A 16,352-nucleotide genomic window follows, 5' to 3' on the forward strand; every position below is an offset into this window, starting at 1 on the left:
GGCCTCCGCCGGGGCGGGGGCGGGCTGCTCGGGGGCGGCGGCCTCGGGCGCGGGGGCGGCGGCCGGAGCCTCGCCCGCCTCGCCGATGCGGGCCAGGACCGCGCCGACCTCGGCCTCCTCGTCCTCCTGGATGAGGATCTCGAGGAGCGTGCCCGCGAAGGGCGACGGGATCTCGGTGTCGACCTTGTCGGTCGACACCTCGAGCAGGGGCTCGTCGGCGGCGACGGTGTCGCCGACCTGCTTGAGCCAGCGGGTGACGGTGCCCTCGGTGACGGACTCGCCGAGGGCGGGAAGGGTGACGTCGTTGCTCATGGGTGCTTCTTCCTCAGTCGTGTCGTATCAGTCGTGTGCGTGCAGCGGCTTGCCGGCGAGCGCGAGGTGCGCCTCGCCGAGGGCCTCGTTCTGCGTCGGGTGCGCGTGGATGAGGGGCGCGACGTCCTCCGGGTGGGCGTCCCAGCTCACGATGAGCTGCGCCTCGCCGATCTGCTCGCCGACGCGGGCGCCGAGCATGTGCACGCCGACGACGGGGCCGTCGACCACGCGGACCAGCTTGATGAAGCCGGTGGTGCCGAGGATCTGGCTCTTGCCGTTGCCGCCCAGGTTGTACTCGAGCGCCTTCACCTGGTCCGCGCCGTACTTCTCGACGGCCTGCTTCTCGGTGAGGCCCACCGAGCCGAGCTCGGGCTCGCAGTAGGTGACGCGGGGGATGTTCGACTCGACGATCGCCTGCGGCGCGAGGCCCGCGATCTCCTCGGCGACGAAGATGCCCTGCTGGAAGCCGCGGTGCGCGAGCTGGAGGCCGGGGACGATGTCGCCGACCGCGTAGATGTTCGCCACACCGGTGTGGAGGCGGTCGTCGGTGAGCACGAAGCCGCGGTCGACGCGGATGCCCTGCTCCTCGTAGCCCAGGTCCGCCGTGCGGGGGCCGCGGCCCACGGCGACGAGCAGGACGTCGGCCTCGAGGACCGTGCCGTCCTCGAGCGTGACCTTGACGCCCGCGTCCGACTGCTCGACGCCCTGGAAGCGGACGCCGACCTTGAAGTTGATGCCGCGCTTGCGGAACGCGCGCTCGAGGCCCTTGGACAGCGCCTCGTCCTCGTTCGGGGCGAGGTGCGGGAGCGCCTCGACGATGGTGACGTCTGCGCCGAAGGACTTCCACACCGACGCGAACTCGACGCCGATGACGCCGCCACCGAGCACGATCGCGCTCTGCGGGACCCACTCCATCTGGAGCGCCTGGTCCGAGGTGATGACGCGGCCGCCGATCTCGAGGCCGGGAAGCGACCGGGCGTACGAGCCCGTGCCGAGGATGATGTTCGTGCCGGTGTAGCGCTCGCCGTTCACCTCGATGGTGTCGGGGCCTACCAGGCGGCCGGTGCCCTCGATGACCGTCACCTTGCGGGACTTCACGAGGCCCTGGAGGCCGCGGTACAGGCGGTCGATGACGCCCTGCTTGTAGGAGTTCACCTTGAGCATGTCGATGCCGTGCAGCGAGCTGTTGACGCCGTACTTCTCACCCTCGCGGGCGTTGTCGGCGAGCTCCGCTGCGTGCAGCAGCGCCTTGGTCGGGATGCAGCCGTTATGGAGGCACGTACCGCCCACCTTCGACTCCTCGACCAGGCCGACCGTGAGGCCGAGCTGGGAGGCGCGCAGGGCAGCGGCATAGCCGCCCGACCCGCCGCCGAGGATGAGGACATCAAACGAGCGTGGGGTGGACTCGGACACTATGGGATCTCCTTGTAAGGGATGTCTGTACGGCCCATCTTGCCACGCAGCGGGAGCCGCGCGAGCCGCGCGCGTCGCATGCTACGCCCGCACGCCGTGACTACGCTGGGACCATGGGTCTGTTCTCCAGGAAGTCGCGGTCCGCGGGCGGATCGGCGCCGCAGGGCGCCGGCAAGGACGCCAAGGCCGAGACCATCGCGCACCTCCGGTCGTTCGTCAACGAGCACCAGGGCTGCGAGGCGTTCATCGAGCCGCCGACGCGCGTCACGCAGACCACCATGGTGATCGTCGCGGACACGGGGGAGTGGACGCGACGCCGCATCCCGGACGAGGCCACCGCCCGTCGCCTCGCGCAGCAGTTCTCGATCCCGGCCTTCGACGTCAACCTCTCCGGCTACCCGTCGCGCATGCGCGAGTGGAACGAGAAGCAGCGCAAGAACCACGGCTGACCCGCCGCATCGTCCCCCCGCGCTCGCGCCTCGCCGACTCCGCGCATCGTCCGCGCCCCAGCGCCTGGGGAGGTGCTGAGTGCTCAAGATCGGCCCGTTCGGGCACTGAGCACCTCGGGGCGCGAGCGCGCCGTCCATGAGCATGAGGAAGGCCCGGCCCCCTCGCGGGGACCGGGCCTCCTGACCGTTCAGCGACGGATCACGCCTGGGCGCGCGCCTCGAGGAAGCGGAACAGCGTGCGCAGCGAGTGGCCGGTGGAGCCGGCGACGTTCTCGGCCCACGGCTTGCCCTCGTTGTACGACGGGCGCGCGATGTCGAGGTGCGCCCACGGGGTCTCGCCCACGAACTCGCGCAGGAAGATGCCGGCCGACAGCATGCCGCCGCCCTGCGGGTCGCCGATGTTCTGCAGGTCGGCGATCTTCGAGTCGATCGACTCGCGCAGGTGCTCGGGCAGGGGCATCGCCCACATCGCCTCGTCGACCTCGTTCGCGCGGGCCACGACCTCGTCGCGGATCTCCGGGGTGCCCATGACGCCCGAGGTGCGGGTGCCGAGCGCGACGCCCTGCGCGCCGGTGAGGGTCGCGACGTCGAGCAGCACGTCGGGGTCCTCCTCGCGCGCCTTGACGAGGCCGTCGGCCATGACGAGGCGGCCCTCGGCGTCGGTGTTGAGGACCTCGACGGTCTGGCCGCCGTAGATGCGGATGACGTCCGACGGGCGCTGCGCGGTGCCCGAGGGCATGTTCTCCGCGATGCAGAGCCAGCCGGTGACGGCGATGGGGAGCTCGGCGCGGGCCGCGGCCACGACCGCGTGCAGCACGGTGGCGGCGCCGGTCATGTCGGACTTCATGGTCTCCATCGACTTCGACGGCTTGAGCGAGATGCCGCCGGTGTCGAACGTGATGCCCTTGCCGACGAGCGCGACCTTCTGCGTGGCGCCCTCGGGCGCGTAGGCGACGCGGACCAGGCGGGGCAGGCGGGCCGAGCCCATGCCGACCGCGAGGATGCCGCCGAAGCCCTCGTTCGCGAGGCGCTGCGCGTCCCACACGTCGACGTCGACGCCGGCCTGGGCGCCGAGCTGCTCCGCGATCTCCGCGAACGAGCCGGGGTAGAGGTCGAGCGGCGGGGTGTTGACGAGGTCGCGGATGCCCGCGGCCGCGGCGATGAGGATGTTCGCGCGCGCGATCGCCTCGTCGGACGCGCCGGCGATCACCCACTCGGTGTCGGTGACGGCGTTCTCGTCGGACTTGTAGTCGGTGAAGGCGTAGGAGCCGAGCACGGCGCCCTGCGCGGCGGCGATCACGGCGTCGCCCTCGGCGGGCAGTGCCACGACGACCTTCGACGGCTTCTTGCCGACCTGGCGCGAGGCCTCGCCGGCGGCGATGCGGAGGTCGCCCTCGGAGCCCGAGCCGATGCCGACGACGACGACGCGGCGGGCCTCGGTGCCGGCGCCCGGCACGACGGTGACCTTGCCGGCCTTCGACGAGGCGTCGAGGAGCGAGGCGCCCGCGGCGATGGTCTCGCGGGCCTCGTCGGAGAGCAGGGGGTGGGCTGCGACGGTGTCGTCCGCGGTCCAGCCGACGATGATGGCGTCGGCCTCGACGGACGCGACCTGGTCCTGGGTGGTGGTGAGTGAGGTCATGGCCACGAGCCTAGCCCCGGTAGTTTGGGACCCGTGTACGCCGCCTTCTACCGCCACGTCCTCTCCCGTACCGACGCGGAGTGGGCCCACCGCTTCGGCGTGACGTCGATCGGGCGCGGCGCCTGGGCGTCCCGCACGATGCGTGCGCTCGGCCTCGTGGCGCGGCCCGATCCCGCCGGCGCGGTCGAGGCGCTCGGGCTGACCTTCCCGGCCCCGGTGGGGCTCGCGGCGGGCATGGACAAGGACGCCGAGGCGGTCTCCGGCCTGGCCGCGGCGGGCTTCGGCTTCGTCGAGGTCGGTACGGTCACGCCGAAGGGACAGCCCGGCAACGAGAAGCCGCGCTCGTGGCGCGAGAAGGACGTCCAGGGCCTGCGCAACCGCATGGGCTTCAACAACGGCGGCGCCGACGCGATGGCGGAACGCCTCGCGGCGCTGCGCGCGACCGCGGCCGGCCGCCGCATCGTCCTGGGCGTCAACGTCGGCAAGAACAAGGCGACCCCCGCCGAGGGCGCGCCCGACGACTACGCGTACTCGGCCCGGCGACTCGCGCCGTACGCGGACTACCTCGTCGTCAACGTGTCCTCGCCCAACACCCCGGGACTGCGCGACCTGCAGTCGGTCGACACGCTGCGGCCGATCCTGGCCGCGACGCGCGCCGCCGCCGACGAGGCCGTCGCCGACCGCCGCGTCCCGCTGCTCGTGAAGATCGCGCCCGACCTCGCGGACGACGATGTCGACGCCGTCGCCGACCTCGCGCTCGAGCTCGGCCTCGACGGCATCGTCGCGTCCAACACGACCATCGCGCACGACCGCGGACCCGGCGGGCTCTCGGGCCCCGTGCTGCTGCCGCGCCTGCGCGAGGTGATCGCCCGCCTGCGCGGCCGTGTGGGCCCCGACATGTGCCTCATCGGGGTGGGTGGCATCTCCTCCGAGGAGGACGCGCGCGCGGTGCTCGACGCCGGCGCGACGCTGCTGCAGGTGTACACGGCGTTCGTGTATCAGGGCCCGTGGTGGGTCGCGCGCCTCAACCGCGCCCTCACCACCCCCTGAGCTCCGCCGGGACGCTGAGCACTCCTCTCAGGCGTTCGCCGGCTCCTGCGGGACGCTGAGGACTCCGATCCGCCGGGCACGCAGGTCGCGCACGGTGCCGGTGGCCGCCACACCCCACCCGGCGAGCAGCAGCGCGAAGAGCGCGACCGCCGAACCGTCGAGCGCCACCGCGCCGGTGTGCGCCGCGAGGGACGATGCGCCGGTCACCATCGTGCCGACCGGGAACGTGAACGCCCAGAAGGCGAGCGAGAACGGCAGCCCCTCGCGCGCGGTCATCGCCGTGATGGCGCCCGCGATCGCGAGCCACAGCAGGGCGAAGCCCATGACCGGCATGCCGTAGAGCAGCGCGAACATGCGCAGCGTCTGGTCGGGCACCCCGAGCGCGGGGCCCGCATGGTCCGCGAGCAGCCCGACCGCGGTGACCGACTGGCCCAGCGGCCCGAGCACGATCCACAGCGTGGGCACCGCGGCGGCCGCGCCGCGCTGGTGGTGGGCGAGGCGCGACCAGATCTGCGTGATGAGCACGATCGCCGCGAGCGCGGACGCGCCGAACATCGCGTAGCACGCCAGCGCCATCGTCTGGGCGGCGGCGCCGTCGAGGTAGGGGAGAAGCAGGGCGCCCGTCGCGGCGGAGACCATGGGCGGGACCACGGGCATCAGCCACGCGCCCGAGGCGGCGTCGACGCCCACGCGGTGGCGGGTGAAGGCGAGCACCGGCACGCCGATCGCCGTCGCGAGCCCCAGCGCCGTGCCGGCCAGCCACAGGACCGCGTCGACGGCGACCGCCGCGTGGCCGAGCAGCGGTCGTGCGACCAGCAGCGTGGCCGCGCCGTACGCCAGCAGGCCCATCGCGGGGGCGCCGTAGAACGGGGCGACGGCCGGGTCGTCGAGGTACGACCGCAGCGCGCCGCGGTCCGCGCGCAGGTGCGCCGCCGTGGCGAGGACGGCGACGACGAGCGCGAGCCCGGCGAGCGCCCAGAACGCCCACGCGACCGCGTCCAGGCCGGGCAGGCGCACGGGGAGCGCATGCGCGCCGGTCGCGACGATCGACGTGCCCATGACGACGGCGAACCAGTTCGGCGGGACGGGGACGATGCGGGAGCGGGCCATGCCTTCATGCTTCCAAGCGGCGATGGGGGCCGGTAGTGCGAGAATGTGCCCTATCCACAAGCAGAGATTGTGACGGAGGGCGCATGGCGGGCACGTCGGTCGAGGAGCTCAGGATGCTCGTCGCGGTGGAGGAGCACGGCAGCCTCACGGGGGCGGCGCAGGCGCTGGGCGTGACGCAGCAGGCGGTGTCCCAGCGGATGCGCGCGCTCGAGCGGCGCTGGGCGCTTTCCCTGTTCTCCCGGAGCGCGCGCGGCACGAGCCTCACGGACCAAGGCGTGATGGTGGCCGGCTGGGCCGCGGCCGTGCTCGGGCAGGTCGACGGCTTCGAGCGTGCGGTCGCGGCCCTGCGCACCGACAGCGCCGCGCATGTGCGCGTCGGCGCGAGCCTCACGGTCGCCGAGCACCTGCTGCCCGGCTGGCTGGTCGCCTACGCGGCGGAGGCCGACGCCGCCCAGGTGGAGCTCACGGCCGTCAACAGCGCGACCGTCGTGGAGCGCGTGCGCGCGGGCGTCGACGACCTGGGCTTCGTCGAGACGCCGGACCCGCCCGCGCGGCTCGCGACGCTCGTCGTCGCGCACGACGAGGTCGTCATCGTCGTCGCGCCGGGTCACCCCTGGTCGCGCCGGACCACGCTGTCGCCCGCGGAGGTGGCGCGCACGCCGCTGCTGAGCCGCGAGCCGGGATCCGGCACGCGCCTCACGCTCGAGCGCGCGCTCGAGTCCGCGCTCGGCCCGGGCAGCGTGGTCGCGCCCGCCGCCGAGCTCTCGACCACCGCCGCGATCCGGGCGACCGTGCTGGCCGGCGGGGGAGTCGCGGCGCTCAGCGAGCGGGCGGTGCGCGACGACGTCGCCGCCGGCCGCCTCGTCCGCGTGCCCGTGGAGGGGCCCTCGCTCTCGCGTCCCCTCGCGGCGGTGTGGGATCCGCGCCGCCGGCTGTCGCCCGCGGCCGCGCGCATCCTCGACATCGCCGCCGGTCCCGCCCGCTGACCCGGGGCCCCGCGCGCCTACGCCCGGGCCGCCTCCGTGAGGAGGCGCAGCACCTCGCGCTCGGGCGTCTGCGAGAAGTTCATGTAGAACTGGCCGACCGCGAGCAGCCGGTTCGGGATGAGGGCCGCGAGGGCCAGGTCCGCCGAGCCGTCGTCCATCAGCGCGTGCAGCGACTCCGGGGCCGCGACGCCCGCCGCGACGATGACGCGCGCCGCCCCGCCCGCACGCGCGACGCGGGCCGCGGCCCGCGCGGTGCCGCCGGTGGCGATGCCGTCGTCGACGACGATCGCGGTGCGTCCCGCCACGGGCACCCGCGGGCGCACCTCGCGGTACGCCGCGACCCGGCGCTCGAGCTCGTCCCGCTCGCGCGCCTCGATGCCGGCGACCACCTCGTCCGTGATGCCGAGGATGCGCATCGCCTGCTCGTCGAGCACGCGGATCCCGCCCTCGCCGATCGCGCCGAAGCCGTACTCCGGGTTGGCCGGCGCCCCGAGCTTGCGGACCACGACCACGTCCAGCGGCAGCCCGAGCCCTCGGGCGATCGCCGCGCCGATCGGCACCCCGCCGCGCGGCAGCCCCAGCACGACCGCGCTGGTCGCGTCGCCCTGCACCACGAGCGGCGACAGCAGCCACGTGAGCCGCGCCCCCGCATCGTCGCGGTCCCGGAGGAGCTCCATGCCTCCAGTGTGCTCCCGCCCTCCCCGACACTCCGAACGGATCTCGGCGCGACACCCCGGCGCGACCCGCGCATCGTGCCGCGACACGCCGGTGAACCGGGACCAGGTCCGTTCCCGCTGTCGGGAGGGGAGCGGGCGGGGAGGGGGCCGGGAACATGTGCGCGGGGACGCGCGTTCACCCCATGTACGCACCTGCCAGGCGTACGAGCATTGTTTTCTCCTTTGATGCAGCGAAGGCCCCGGGTCTCCCCGGGGCCTTCGTGTGTCTGGAGCGGGCGGCTCAGCGCGAGCGCGGGCCCGCCTCGACGGTGCGGGCGGGGTCGCGCTCGACGATGTCGCCGAGGACCTCGTCGATGCGGGTCATCAGCTCGGCGGGGATCTCCACGCCGGACGCCTTCGCGTTGTCCACGATCTGCTCGGGGCGCGAGGCGCCGATGATCGCGGCGGACACGTTGTCGTTCTGCAGCACCCACGCGATCGCGAGTTGCGCCATGGTGAGACCCAGCTCGTCGGCGATCGGCTGGAGCCCCTGGACGCGCGTGAGGATGTCGTCCGTCATGAAGCGCTCGATGAAGCGGGCACCGGACTTCTCGTCCGTCGCGCGCGAGCCCGCGGGCGCCGGCTGGCCCGGCTTGTACTTGCCGGTGAGGATGCCCTGGGCGACGGGGGACCACACGATCTGGCCGACGCCGACCTCCTTCGAGGCGGGCACCACCTCGTCCTCGATCACGCGCCACAGCATCGAGTACTGCGGCTGCGAGGACACGAACGGGATGCGCAGCTCCTTGGCGAGCGCCGCGCCGGCACGGATCTGGTCCGCCGTCCACTCGCTCACGCCGATGTAGTGCGCCTTGCCCGCGTGGACGATGTCCGCGAACGCGCTCATCGTCTCCTCGAGCGGCGTGTTGTAGTCGTAGCGGTGCGCCTGGTAGAGGTCCACGTAGTCCGTCTGCAGGCGGGTGAGCGAGCCGTTGATCGACTCCATGATGTGCTTGCGCGACAGGCCCATGTCGTTGGCGCCGTGTGGGCCCGTCGACCAGAAGACCTTGGTGAAGATCTCGAGGCTCTCGCGCCGCTCGCCCTTGAGCGCCTCGCCGAGGACCACCTCGGCGCCGGTGTTGGCGTAGACGTCGGCGGTGTCGAACGAGGAGATGCCCACGTCGAGCGCGGCGCGCACGCACGCCTTCGCCTGGTCGTTCTCGACCTGCGACGCGTGGGTGATCCAGTTGCCGTAGGTGAGCTCGGTGATCTTGAGGCCGGAGTTTCCGAGATAGCGATAGTTGACCATGCGCTCCACCCTAGGGGCGGCGGCCGGCGCCGGATGCACGAGAGCCCGGGCCGTGCGGGCCCGGGCTCTCGTGGACGATGCGGCGGCGCGTCAGACGGGGAACTCGCCCCGCTTGACGGCCGGCTTGGGCGCGCGGAAGCGGCGCACGTTGAGGTGGCGCGCGATGATGTAGAACGTCCAGCCGCGCGGGATGCGCTTGGCGCCGAACTTCGCGATGAACTGCTTCTTCATGCGGCGGATCATCAGCCACGTGTCGATCGCGACGCCGATCACGATCACGTAGAAGAGGATGATGAGCGCGAAGCCCGCCCACGAGCTCGCGGGAACGGCGAGCGACGCGATGACGAACACGATCGACATCGGCAGCAGGAACTCGCCCGGCGAGGTGCGCGCGTCGACGTAGTCGCGCAGGAACCGGCGCTCGGGACCGCGGTGCTCGAGCGGCATGTTCCGCTCGTCGCCCTCGCGCATCGCCTGGAACTCCTTCTCGCGCTGTGCGCGCATGCGCTCGCGCTGGGCCTTCTTGTCCGCCTTGGTGTCGGCGACCACGGGACGACGGCGCGCCGCCTCCTGGTCCTTGCGCTTCGGGGTGGGGCGGCCCTTCTTGGCCTGGCCGGCCGCCTCGACGCCGGGGATCTCGGTCTCGGGGGTGTTGTTGTCGCTCATATGAGTGGTGCGGGCCTGCGGCCCGGGTCCGTCCTTCTGATCAGTCCTTGGCGGGGTGGAGCGCGGGAAGCGCGAGCATGCGGTCGAGCGCGACCTCGGCGAGGCGCTGCGTCTCGTCGTCGACGACGATCCGGTTGGGCACCTCGCCGGCCACGAGCGACTCGAGCGCCCACACGAGGTGGGGCAGGTCGATGCGGTTCATGGTGGAGCAGAAGCACACCGTGTCCTCGAGGAAGTGCACCTCCTTGTCGGGGTGCGCGTTCGCGACGCGACGCACGAGGTTCAGCTCCGTGCCGATGACCCATGCGGAGCCGGGCTCGGCCGCGTCGAGGGTCTTGATGATGTACTCCGTCGAGCCGACGTAGTCCGCGGCGGTCACGACCTCGTGCGCGCACTCGGGGTGCACGAGCACGTTGATGCCCGGCACCTCCTCGCGGAAGCGGTCGACGTGGGAGCGGCGGAAGCGGCCGTGCACCGAGCAGTGGCCCTTCCACAGGATCATGCGGGCCTTCTCGAGCGCCTCCGGCGTGTTGCCGCCGAGCGGCTTGCGGGGGTCCCACACGACGCAGTCATCGCGCTCCATGCCGAGCTGGATCACGGCGGTGTTGCGCCCGAGGTGCTGGTCGGGCAGGAACAGCACCTTGCCGTCGCCGTCCACGCCGCCCACCTGGTCGAAGGCCCAGCGCAGCGCGACCTCGGCGTTCGACGACGTGCAGACCACGCCGCCGTGGTCGCCGCAGAACGCCTTGATCGCGGCGGTCGAGTTCATGTACGTGACCGGGACCGTGCGGGAGGCGACGCCGGCCTCCTCGAGCTGGGCCCACGCATCGTCCACCTGGTTGATGTTGGCCATGTCCGCCATCGAGCAGCCGGCCGCCATGTCGGGCAGCACCACGGCCTGGTCGTCGGACGTGAGGATGTCCGCGCTCTCGGCCATGAAGTGCACGCCGCAGAAGACGATGAACTCCGCCTCGGGGCGTGCCGCCGCGTCGCGCGCGAGCTTGAACGAGTCGCCGGTGACGTCCGCGAACTGGATGACCTCGTCACGCTGGTAGTGGTGGCCGAGGATGAAGACGCGGTCGCCGAGCGCCTCCTTGGCAGCGCGGGCGCGCTCGACCAGGTCGGGATCCGACGGCGACGGGAGGGCCCCGGTGCAGTCGACCCCTCGCTCGGAGAGCGGGTCGCGACGCTCGCCCAGGAGCATCAGCGCAGACGGCGAGGGCTCGTGGAAGGTCTGGGTCATCTGCTCATTGTCGCATGCATGGCAGGGCACACTTGAGGCCATGCGTGCCCTCATCGCCGCCCAGAGCTGGCCCCGTCCGGACTCCGGGCCCCTCCCCGTCGAGCAGATCGTCCGGATCGTCCGGGATGCCTGGTCCGCGGCCGCGCCGCACGTCGATCTCGAGGTCGTCGGGGTGCCCACGGGCGGCCCGCGGACGGCCGATGCGCTGGCCGGGGACACCGTGTCCGTCGGGGGCGCGACGGCCCGCCGCGTGGGCGGCGTGGTGGTGCTCGCGCCCGCCGCCGGCACGCGCTGGGAGCCGGGCGCCCTGTCCGCCGCGCTGCTCGGGCTCGCGGCGGCGGGGGAGGCCGGACGCGTGGCGGTCCCGCTCGGCGACGAGCCGCCCGCCGGGGACGCTGTCGACCTCTGGGGCGGCGGCCTCGAGGCGGCGCGCGCGGGCGTGGCCGCCCTCGACATCGTCGCGCTCGTCGGCTCGGACCGGCCGCTGCTCGGCTTCGCGGGCATGAGCGCCGCGGTGCGGGACGGACGTGAGCACGATGCGGCGGTCGCGGTCGCCGCGCAGGCGCAGGAGGAGCGGTGGTCCGCCGTCGCGCGCGAGGCCGACCCGGTCGCGTCCCGGCGCGCGCTGCTCGGCCCGACCCGGCTGTCGGACGAGCCCGGCACGGGTGCCGCGGGCGGGCTCGCCTACGTCCTCGCGGCGATGGGCGCGCGACTCGTCCCGGCGGCCGCGGCGTGCGCCGAGCTCGCGGGCCTCGACCGCGCCGCCGCCGACGCGGACGTCGTCGTGGCGGTGGTGGACCGCCTCGCCGCCCAGGACCTCGACCACGGCGTCGTCTCCGCCGCATCGTCCCTCGCCGCGCGTCGCGGGGTGCCGTGCGTCGCCGTGACGTCGCATCTCGCGGTGGGCAAGCGTGACCTCATGGCCGCGGGTGTGGCAGCGGCGCACGAGGCCGAGCCGGGGGAGGCCGCCCTCGCGGATCAGGTGCGCCGCGTCGCCCACACGTGGACGCCGCGGCGGTAGCCGGAGCGGCGCGACTGGGTGACGCATCCACGAATCGCCCCGACGGGGGTTCGGAATACCCGGCGGTCGGCGTACGCTGATAGGGACACCCGAGAGAGAGGAGGCGTCAATGACTGATCTTGCAACCGAGACCAAGTCGCACGGCGTCGTCATCACCGATGCCGCGGCGGCCAAGGTCAGGAGCCTGCTCGAGCAGGAGGGCCGCGACGACCTGCGGCTGCGCCTCGCGGTGCAGCCCGGCGGCTGCTCCGGCCTCATCTACCAGCTCTACTTCGACGAGCGCACGCTGGACGGGGACGCGGTTCGCGACTTCGACGGCGTGGAGGTCGTGGTCGACAAGATGTCGGTCCCGTACCTGGATGGCGCGACCATCGACTTCTCGGACACCATCGAGAAGCAGGGGTTCACCATCGACAACCCCAACGCGTCGAGCTCCTGCGCCTGCGGAGACTCCTTCAGCTGACCCGTAAGGGACTAGCGGAGACGGACGGTCAGGGCTATGCCCGGGCCGTCCGTCTTCTTTTCCCCCACGAACTCGTGGCCGGTCATGCGCGCCCATGCGGGCACGTCGACGCGCGCGGCGAGGTCAGTCGCGAGGACCGTGATCTCCGTGCCGGCGTCCCGGCCGCGTGCGGCCTTGGCGAGCTCGATGATCGGCAGCGGGCACAGCATGCCCGTCGCGTCGACCGTGACGCGGCCGCCGCCGCCCGCCGCCGCATCGTCCTGTGCCATCAGGCGATCTCCGGGGCGCCCGCCTCGTCGCGCAGATCGGCGATCACGCGGGGGAGGAGGTCGAGCAGCCTGTCGATGTCGGCGTCCGTGACGCCCGGGTGCAGGCCGAGCCGCACGTTGCCGTGGCTCAGCGCGCCGACCGCCGCCAGCACGCGGCTCGGCTCGAGCGTGCTGGTGGTGCAGGCCGAGCCCGAGCCCACCGCGACGCCCTCGCGGTCCAGGCGCGACAGCAGCGCCTCGCCGTCGACGTAGAGACACGAGAAGGTCACCACGTGGGGGAGGCGCTCGTCGGGGTCGCCGACCACGTCGACGCCGGGCCACGAGGCGGCGGCGTCCCGCACGCGCGCGATCAGGCGGTGGAGCCGCAGCGAGGTCTCGTCCAGCAGCTCGCGGCGCTCCTGGAGCGCGACCGCGGCGGCCAGCACGGCGGGGACGAGCACCCCGCCGGGCGCCCAGTCGTCGCCCTCGGGCCACGCGGGCAGCCAGCGCGTCTGCGGGCGCAGCGCGACGATCCCGAGGCCCGCGGGGCCGCCCCAGTCGGCGGGGTTCGCGACCAGCGCGTCCCAGTGCTGCGGCGCGGGACCGTGGCCGATGCTCGCGGTGGCGTCGACCAGCAGCGGTACGCGGGCGGCCGCGGCCGCCTCGGCGACGCGGTCCAGCCGCTGCACGGTGCCGATCTCGTGGTTGGCGTGCTGCACGGCGGCGAGCGCGACGTCCGGCACCGCGAGCTCCTCGGCGAGGGCGTCGAGGTCGACGTGACCGCGCGCGTCCACCGGCACCACGGTGAGGGCGCCGCCGGCGACGTGGTGGGCGGCGTGCATCGTCGCGTCGCGCTCGACCGCCGAGGCGACGATGCGGTCGCGGCCGCGACGCGCCGCGAAGACACCCGCGATCACGCGCTCGAGGCCCGCGTGGGGGGAGTGGGCGAGGTGCGTGTGCTCGGGGCGCGCGCCCAGCGCCTCGGCGATCGCCTCGCGGGAGGCGTCCAGGAGCTGCCTGGCACGACGGGACTCGCTGTGCAGGCGGGAGGGATCGGCCCATCCGTCCGCCAGGCCGGCGTGGAACGCCTCGAGCGTCCTGTTCGTCATAGGAGCGGAACCACTGGCGTCCAGGAACATGCGCGCGACCTGCATGGCATCACGGTACAGCGCGCTAGACTGCCCGTGTGTCCCACCTTTCACGTCCCCGCGTGCCCGGAAAAGCCCTGGCAGGCATCGCTGTCCTGGGACTGACGTCCCTCCTGGCAGGATGCGCCAACGGCATCGAGAACGGCGCACTTCCCAGCTCGCCCGAGATCACCAACCAGACCGGTCGGATCATCACCCTCTGGAACGGCTCCTGGATCGCCGCGCTCACCGTCGGCGTCATCACCTGGGGCCTCATCCTGTGGGCGGTCGCGGTCTACCGCAAGCGCAAGGGGGACAACAAGCTCCCCGTCCAGACGCGCGCGAACATCCCGCTCGAGCTGATGTACACCATCGTCCCCCTCCTCATGGTCGGAGTGCTGTTCAAGTACACGGCCGAGGACGTCGCCGCGATCAAGGACACGTCCGAGACGCCGGACATCCACATCAACGTGGTCGGCAAGCAGTGGAGCTGGGACTTCAACTACGTCGACGACGACGTCTACGACCCGGGCGTGCAGGCCGTCCTCACCGGTGAGGAGGGTGTCGAGGAGACGCTCCCGACCCTGTACCTGCCCGTCGGCGAGCGCGTCGAGTTCACGCTCGACTCGCGCGACGTCATCCACTCGTTCTGGGTGCCCGCGTTCCTCTACAAGGAGGACGTGATCCCCGGCAAGACGAACACCTTCCAGGTGATCCCCACCCAGGAGGGCCTGTACCAGGGCAAGTGCGCCGAGCTCTGCGGCGAGTACCACGCCTCCATGCTCTTCAACGTCGCCGTCGTGTCCCGCGAGGACTACGACGCGCACATGGAGGAGCTCCGCAACGAGGGCTACAGCGGTCAGATCGGCGTCGACGAGTACAGCCGCGACCAGGTCGTCCAGCTGACCGAGCAGCACGAGGAGTCTGAGTCCTGATGGCCACCGTCCCCTTCGAGGCCACCGGCGGCGACGACCGCCGCACCGCAGCGATCCCCTCGGCGCCCACGCGTCGCGGCTCGATCGTGGTGAAGTGGCTCACCTCCACCGACCACAAGACGATCGGGTACATGTACCTGATCACGTCGTTCTTCTTCTTCATCGTGGGCGGCCTGCTCGCGCTGCTGATCCGCGCCGAGCTGTTCGAGCCCGGCATGCAGGTCGTGCAGTCCGCCGAGCAGTACAACCAGCTCTTCACGATGCACGGCACGATCATGCTGCTGCTGTTCGCGACCCCGCTGTTCGCGGGCTTCGCCAACTTCATCATGCCGCTGCAGATCGGCGCGCCCGACGTGGCGTTCCCGCGCCTCAACATGCTGGCCTACTGGCTGTACGCCTTCGGCGGCGTCATCGCCATGGCCGGCTTCTTCACCCCGCAGGGCGCGGCCTCGTTCGGCTGGTTCGCCTACGCGCCGCTGTCGAACTCGATCTACTCGCCCGGCGTCGGCGGCGACCTGTGGGTCTTCGGTCTCGCGCTCGGCGGCTTCGGCACCATCCTCGGCTCGGTGAACTTCATCACCACCATCGTCACGATGCGCGCGCCGGGCATGACCATGTTCCGCATGCCGATCTTCACCTGGAACATCCTGGTGACGTCGATGCTCGTGCTGCTGGCGTTCCCGCCGCTGGCCTCGGCGCTCTTCGCGCTCGGCTCGGACCGCGTGCTCCACTCGCAGGTCTTCAACCCGGACAACGGCGGCGCCATCCTGTGGCAGCACCTGTTCTGGTTCTTCGGCCATCCCGAGGTGTACATCATCGCGCTGCCGTTCTTCGGCATCGTGTCGGAGATCTTCCCGGTCTTCTCGCGCAAGCCGCTGTTCGGCTACCACGGCCTGGTCTACGCGACCATCGCCATCGCGGCGCTGTCCGTGACCGTGTGGGCCCACCACATGTACGTCACCGGCGCGGTGCTGCTGCCGTTCTTCGCGTTCATGACGATGCTCATCGCGGTCCCGACCGGTGTGAAGTTCTTCAACTGGATCGGCACGATGTGGCGGGGCAAGATCACGTTCGAGACGCCCATGCTGTGGTCGATCGGCTTCCTCGTGACCTTCCTCTTCGGCGGTCTCACGGGCGTCATCCTCAGCTCGCCGGTCCTCGACTTCCCGCTGTCGGACTCGTACTTCGTGGTGGCGCACTTCCACTACGTCGTCTTCGGCACCGTGGTCTTCGCGATGTTCGCCGGCTTCTACTTCTGGTGGCCCAAGTTCACCGGCAAGATGCTGAACGAGCGTCTGGGCAAGATCCACTTCTGGCTGCTGTTCATCGGCTTCCACACCACGTTCCTCGTCCAGCACTGGCTGGGCGCGCACGGCATGGCCCGTCGCTACGTCGACTACATGCCCGAGGACGGCTTCACGTGGATGAACCAGCTGTCGACCATCGGCGCCGTGGTGCTCGCGCTGTCGACGCTGCCGTTCCTGTGGAACGTGTACATCACGTCGCGTCGCGCGCCGCTGGTGACCGTCAACGACCCGTGGGGCTTCGGCAACTCGCTCGAGTGGGCCACCTCGTGCCCGCCGCCGCGCCACAACTTCACGTCCATCCCGCGCATCCGCTCGGAGCGCCCCGCGTTCGACCTGCACCACCCCGGTGCGGCCGCCCGGGACCACTACCAGGCCGAGCGCGACGCCACCGACCACGCGCCCGTGGCGTAAGGAGACC

At 72.2% G+C, this 16,352-nt stretch carries 17 protein-coding genes; 7 read left to right on the top strand and 10 right to left on the bottom strand.

Annotated elements, in window-relative coordinates; genetic code table 11:
• Both AOM02_RS00005 and lpdA read right to left on the bottom strand, forming a co-directional pair.
• Positions 1 to 312 (bottom strand): biotin/lipoyl-containing protein (locus AOM02_RS00005; protein ID WP_304524064.1); only part of this gene is annotated, 312 nt, incomplete at its 3' end.
• A gap of 27 nt (positions 313 to 339) precedes the next feature.
• Entirely contained in the window at positions 340 to 1,725 is a 1,386-nt protein-coding gene (gene lpdA / locus AOM02_RS00010) for a dihydrolipoyl dehydrogenase (protein WP_062295337.1), read from the bottom strand.
• A 113-nt stretch (positions 1,726 to 1,838) separates the two neighbouring features.
• On the opposite strand from lpdA, the gene AOM02_RS00015 reads away from it, so the two are divergent.
• Positions 1,839 to 2,174: a hypothetical protein gene (locus tag AOM02_RS00015; protein WP_062295340.1), complete on the top strand. Its 336-nt coding sequence runs from the start codon at positions 1,839 to 1,841 to the stop codon at positions 2,172 to 2,174.
• Between the two features lie 199 nt (positions 2,175 to 2,373).
• Here AOM02_RS00015 and AOM02_RS00020 read toward each other — a convergent pair whose 3' ends face one another.
• On the bottom strand, positions 2,374 to 3,813 hold the full coding sequence (locus AOM02_RS00020) for a leucyl aminopeptidase (protein ID WP_156156010.1): 1,440 nt from the start codon (positions 3,811 to 3,813) through the stop codon (positions 2,374 to 2,376).
• Between the two features lie 33 nt (positions 3,814 to 3,846).
• Here AOM02_RS00020 and AOM02_RS00025 point away from each other — a divergent pair, with 33 nt between their 5' ends.
• Positions 3,847 to 4,863 (top strand): quinone-dependent dihydroorotate dehydrogenase, encoded by a 1,017-nt coding sequence (locus AOM02_RS00025; RefSeq protein WP_062295343.1) that lies wholly within the window; start codon positions 3,847 to 3,849, stop codon positions 4,861 to 4,863.
• Positions 4,864 to 4,890: 27 nt separating this feature from the next.
• On the opposite strand, the gene AOM02_RS00030 is transcribed toward AOM02_RS00025, so the two are convergent.
• Positions 4,891 to 5,973: a TDT family transporter gene (locus AOM02_RS00030; RefSeq protein ID WP_062295345.1), complete on the bottom strand. Its 1,083-nt coding sequence runs from the start codon at positions 5,971 to 5,973 to the stop codon at positions 4,891 to 4,893.
• 83 nt (positions 5,974 to 6,056) lie between these two features.
• Between AOM02_RS00030 and AOM02_RS00035 the strand changes: the two genes are divergently transcribed.
• Entirely contained in the window at positions 6,057 to 6,959 is a 903-nt protein-coding gene (locus AOM02_RS00035) for a LysR family transcriptional regulator (RefSeq protein ID WP_062295347.1), read from the top strand.
• A 17-nt stretch (positions 6,960 to 6,976) separates the two neighbouring features.
• Here the strand turns inward: AOM02_RS00035 and AOM02_RS00040 are convergent, their stop codons facing one another.
• From AOM02_RS00040 to nadA, 4 genes are all read right to left on the bottom strand, one after another.
• Entirely contained in the window at positions 6,977 to 7,636 is a 660-nt protein-coding gene (locus AOM02_RS00040; RefSeq protein ID WP_062295349.1) for a phosphoribosyltransferase, read from the bottom strand.
• Positions 7,637 to 7,916: 280 nt separating this feature from the next.
• Positions 7,917 to 8,924 carry an aldo/keto reductase family protein gene (locus tag AOM02_RS00045; RefSeq protein ID WP_062295352.1) on the bottom strand — a complete coding sequence of 336 codons (1,008 nt, stop codon included), beginning with the start codon at positions 8,922 to 8,924 and terminating at the stop codon, positions 7,917 to 7,919.
• 90 nt (positions 8,925 to 9,014) lie between these two features.
• Complete coding sequence (locus tag AOM02_RS00050; RefSeq protein WP_062295354.1) at positions 9,015 to 9,590, bottom strand: DUF3043 domain-containing protein; 576 nt, start codon at positions 9,588 to 9,590, stop codon at positions 9,015 to 9,017.
• Between the two features lie 40 nt (positions 9,591 to 9,630).
• Positions 9,631 to 10,833 carry a quinolinate synthase NadA gene (gene nadA / locus AOM02_RS00055; RefSeq protein ID WP_062295356.1) on the bottom strand — a complete coding sequence of 401 codons (1,203 nt, stop codon included), beginning with the start codon at positions 10,831 to 10,833 and terminating at the stop codon, positions 9,631 to 9,633.
• A gap of 40 nt (positions 10,834 to 10,873) precedes the next feature.
• Between nadA and AOM02_RS00060 the strand changes: the two genes are divergently transcribed.
• Positions 10,874 to 11,854: a glycerate kinase gene (locus AOM02_RS00060; RefSeq protein ID WP_062295358.1), complete on the top strand. Its 981-nt coding sequence runs from the start codon at positions 10,874 to 10,876 to the stop codon at positions 11,852 to 11,854.
• Positions 11,855 to 11,963: 109 nt separating this feature from the next.
• Complete coding sequence (gene erpA / locus AOM02_RS00065; protein ID WP_062295360.1) at positions 11,964 to 12,317, top strand: iron-sulfur cluster insertion protein ErpA; 354 nt, start codon at positions 11,964 to 11,966, stop codon at positions 12,315 to 12,317.
• Positions 12,318 to 12,328: 11 nt separating this feature from the next.
• Here the strand turns inward: erpA and AOM02_RS00070 are convergent, their stop codons facing one another.
• Positions 12,329 to 12,586, bottom strand: a complete 258-nt coding sequence (locus tag AOM02_RS00070; protein ID WP_062295362.1) for a sulfurtransferase TusA family protein — start codon at positions 12,584 to 12,586, stop codon at positions 12,329 to 12,331.
• Complete coding sequence (locus AOM02_RS00075) at positions 12,586 to 13,719, bottom strand: cysteine desulfurase family protein (protein ID WP_062295363.1); 1,134 nt, start codon at positions 13,717 to 13,719, stop codon at positions 12,586 to 12,588. The genes AOM02_RS00070 and AOM02_RS00075 overlap by 1 nt, the downstream gene beginning before the upstream one ends.
• A gap of 32 nt (positions 13,720 to 13,751) precedes the next feature.
• On the opposite strand from AOM02_RS00075, the gene ctaC reads away from it, so the two are divergent.
• Together ctaC and ctaD are read left to right on the top strand one after the other, a co-directional pair.
• Positions 13,752 to 14,627, top strand: coding sequence for an aa3-type cytochrome oxidase subunit II (gene ctaC / locus AOM02_RS00080; protein WP_062295365.1), 876 nt, complete (start codon positions 13,752 to 13,754; stop codon positions 14,625 to 14,627).
• Positions 14,627 to 16,345 carry an aa3-type cytochrome oxidase subunit I gene (gene ctaD, locus AOM02_RS00085; protein WP_062295367.1) on the top strand — a complete coding sequence of 573 codons (1,719 nt, stop codon included), beginning with the start codon at positions 14,627 to 14,629 and terminating at the stop codon, positions 16,343 to 16,345. The genes ctaC and ctaD overlap by 1 nt, the downstream gene beginning before the upstream one ends.
• Positions 16,346 to 16,352: the final 7 nt, after the last annotated feature.

This window comes from Demequina maris, from assembly GCF_000971155.1.
In the GTDB taxonomy this organism is placed as follows: Bacteria; Actinomycetota; Actinomycetes; order Actinomycetales; family Demequinaceae; genus Demequina; species Demequina maris.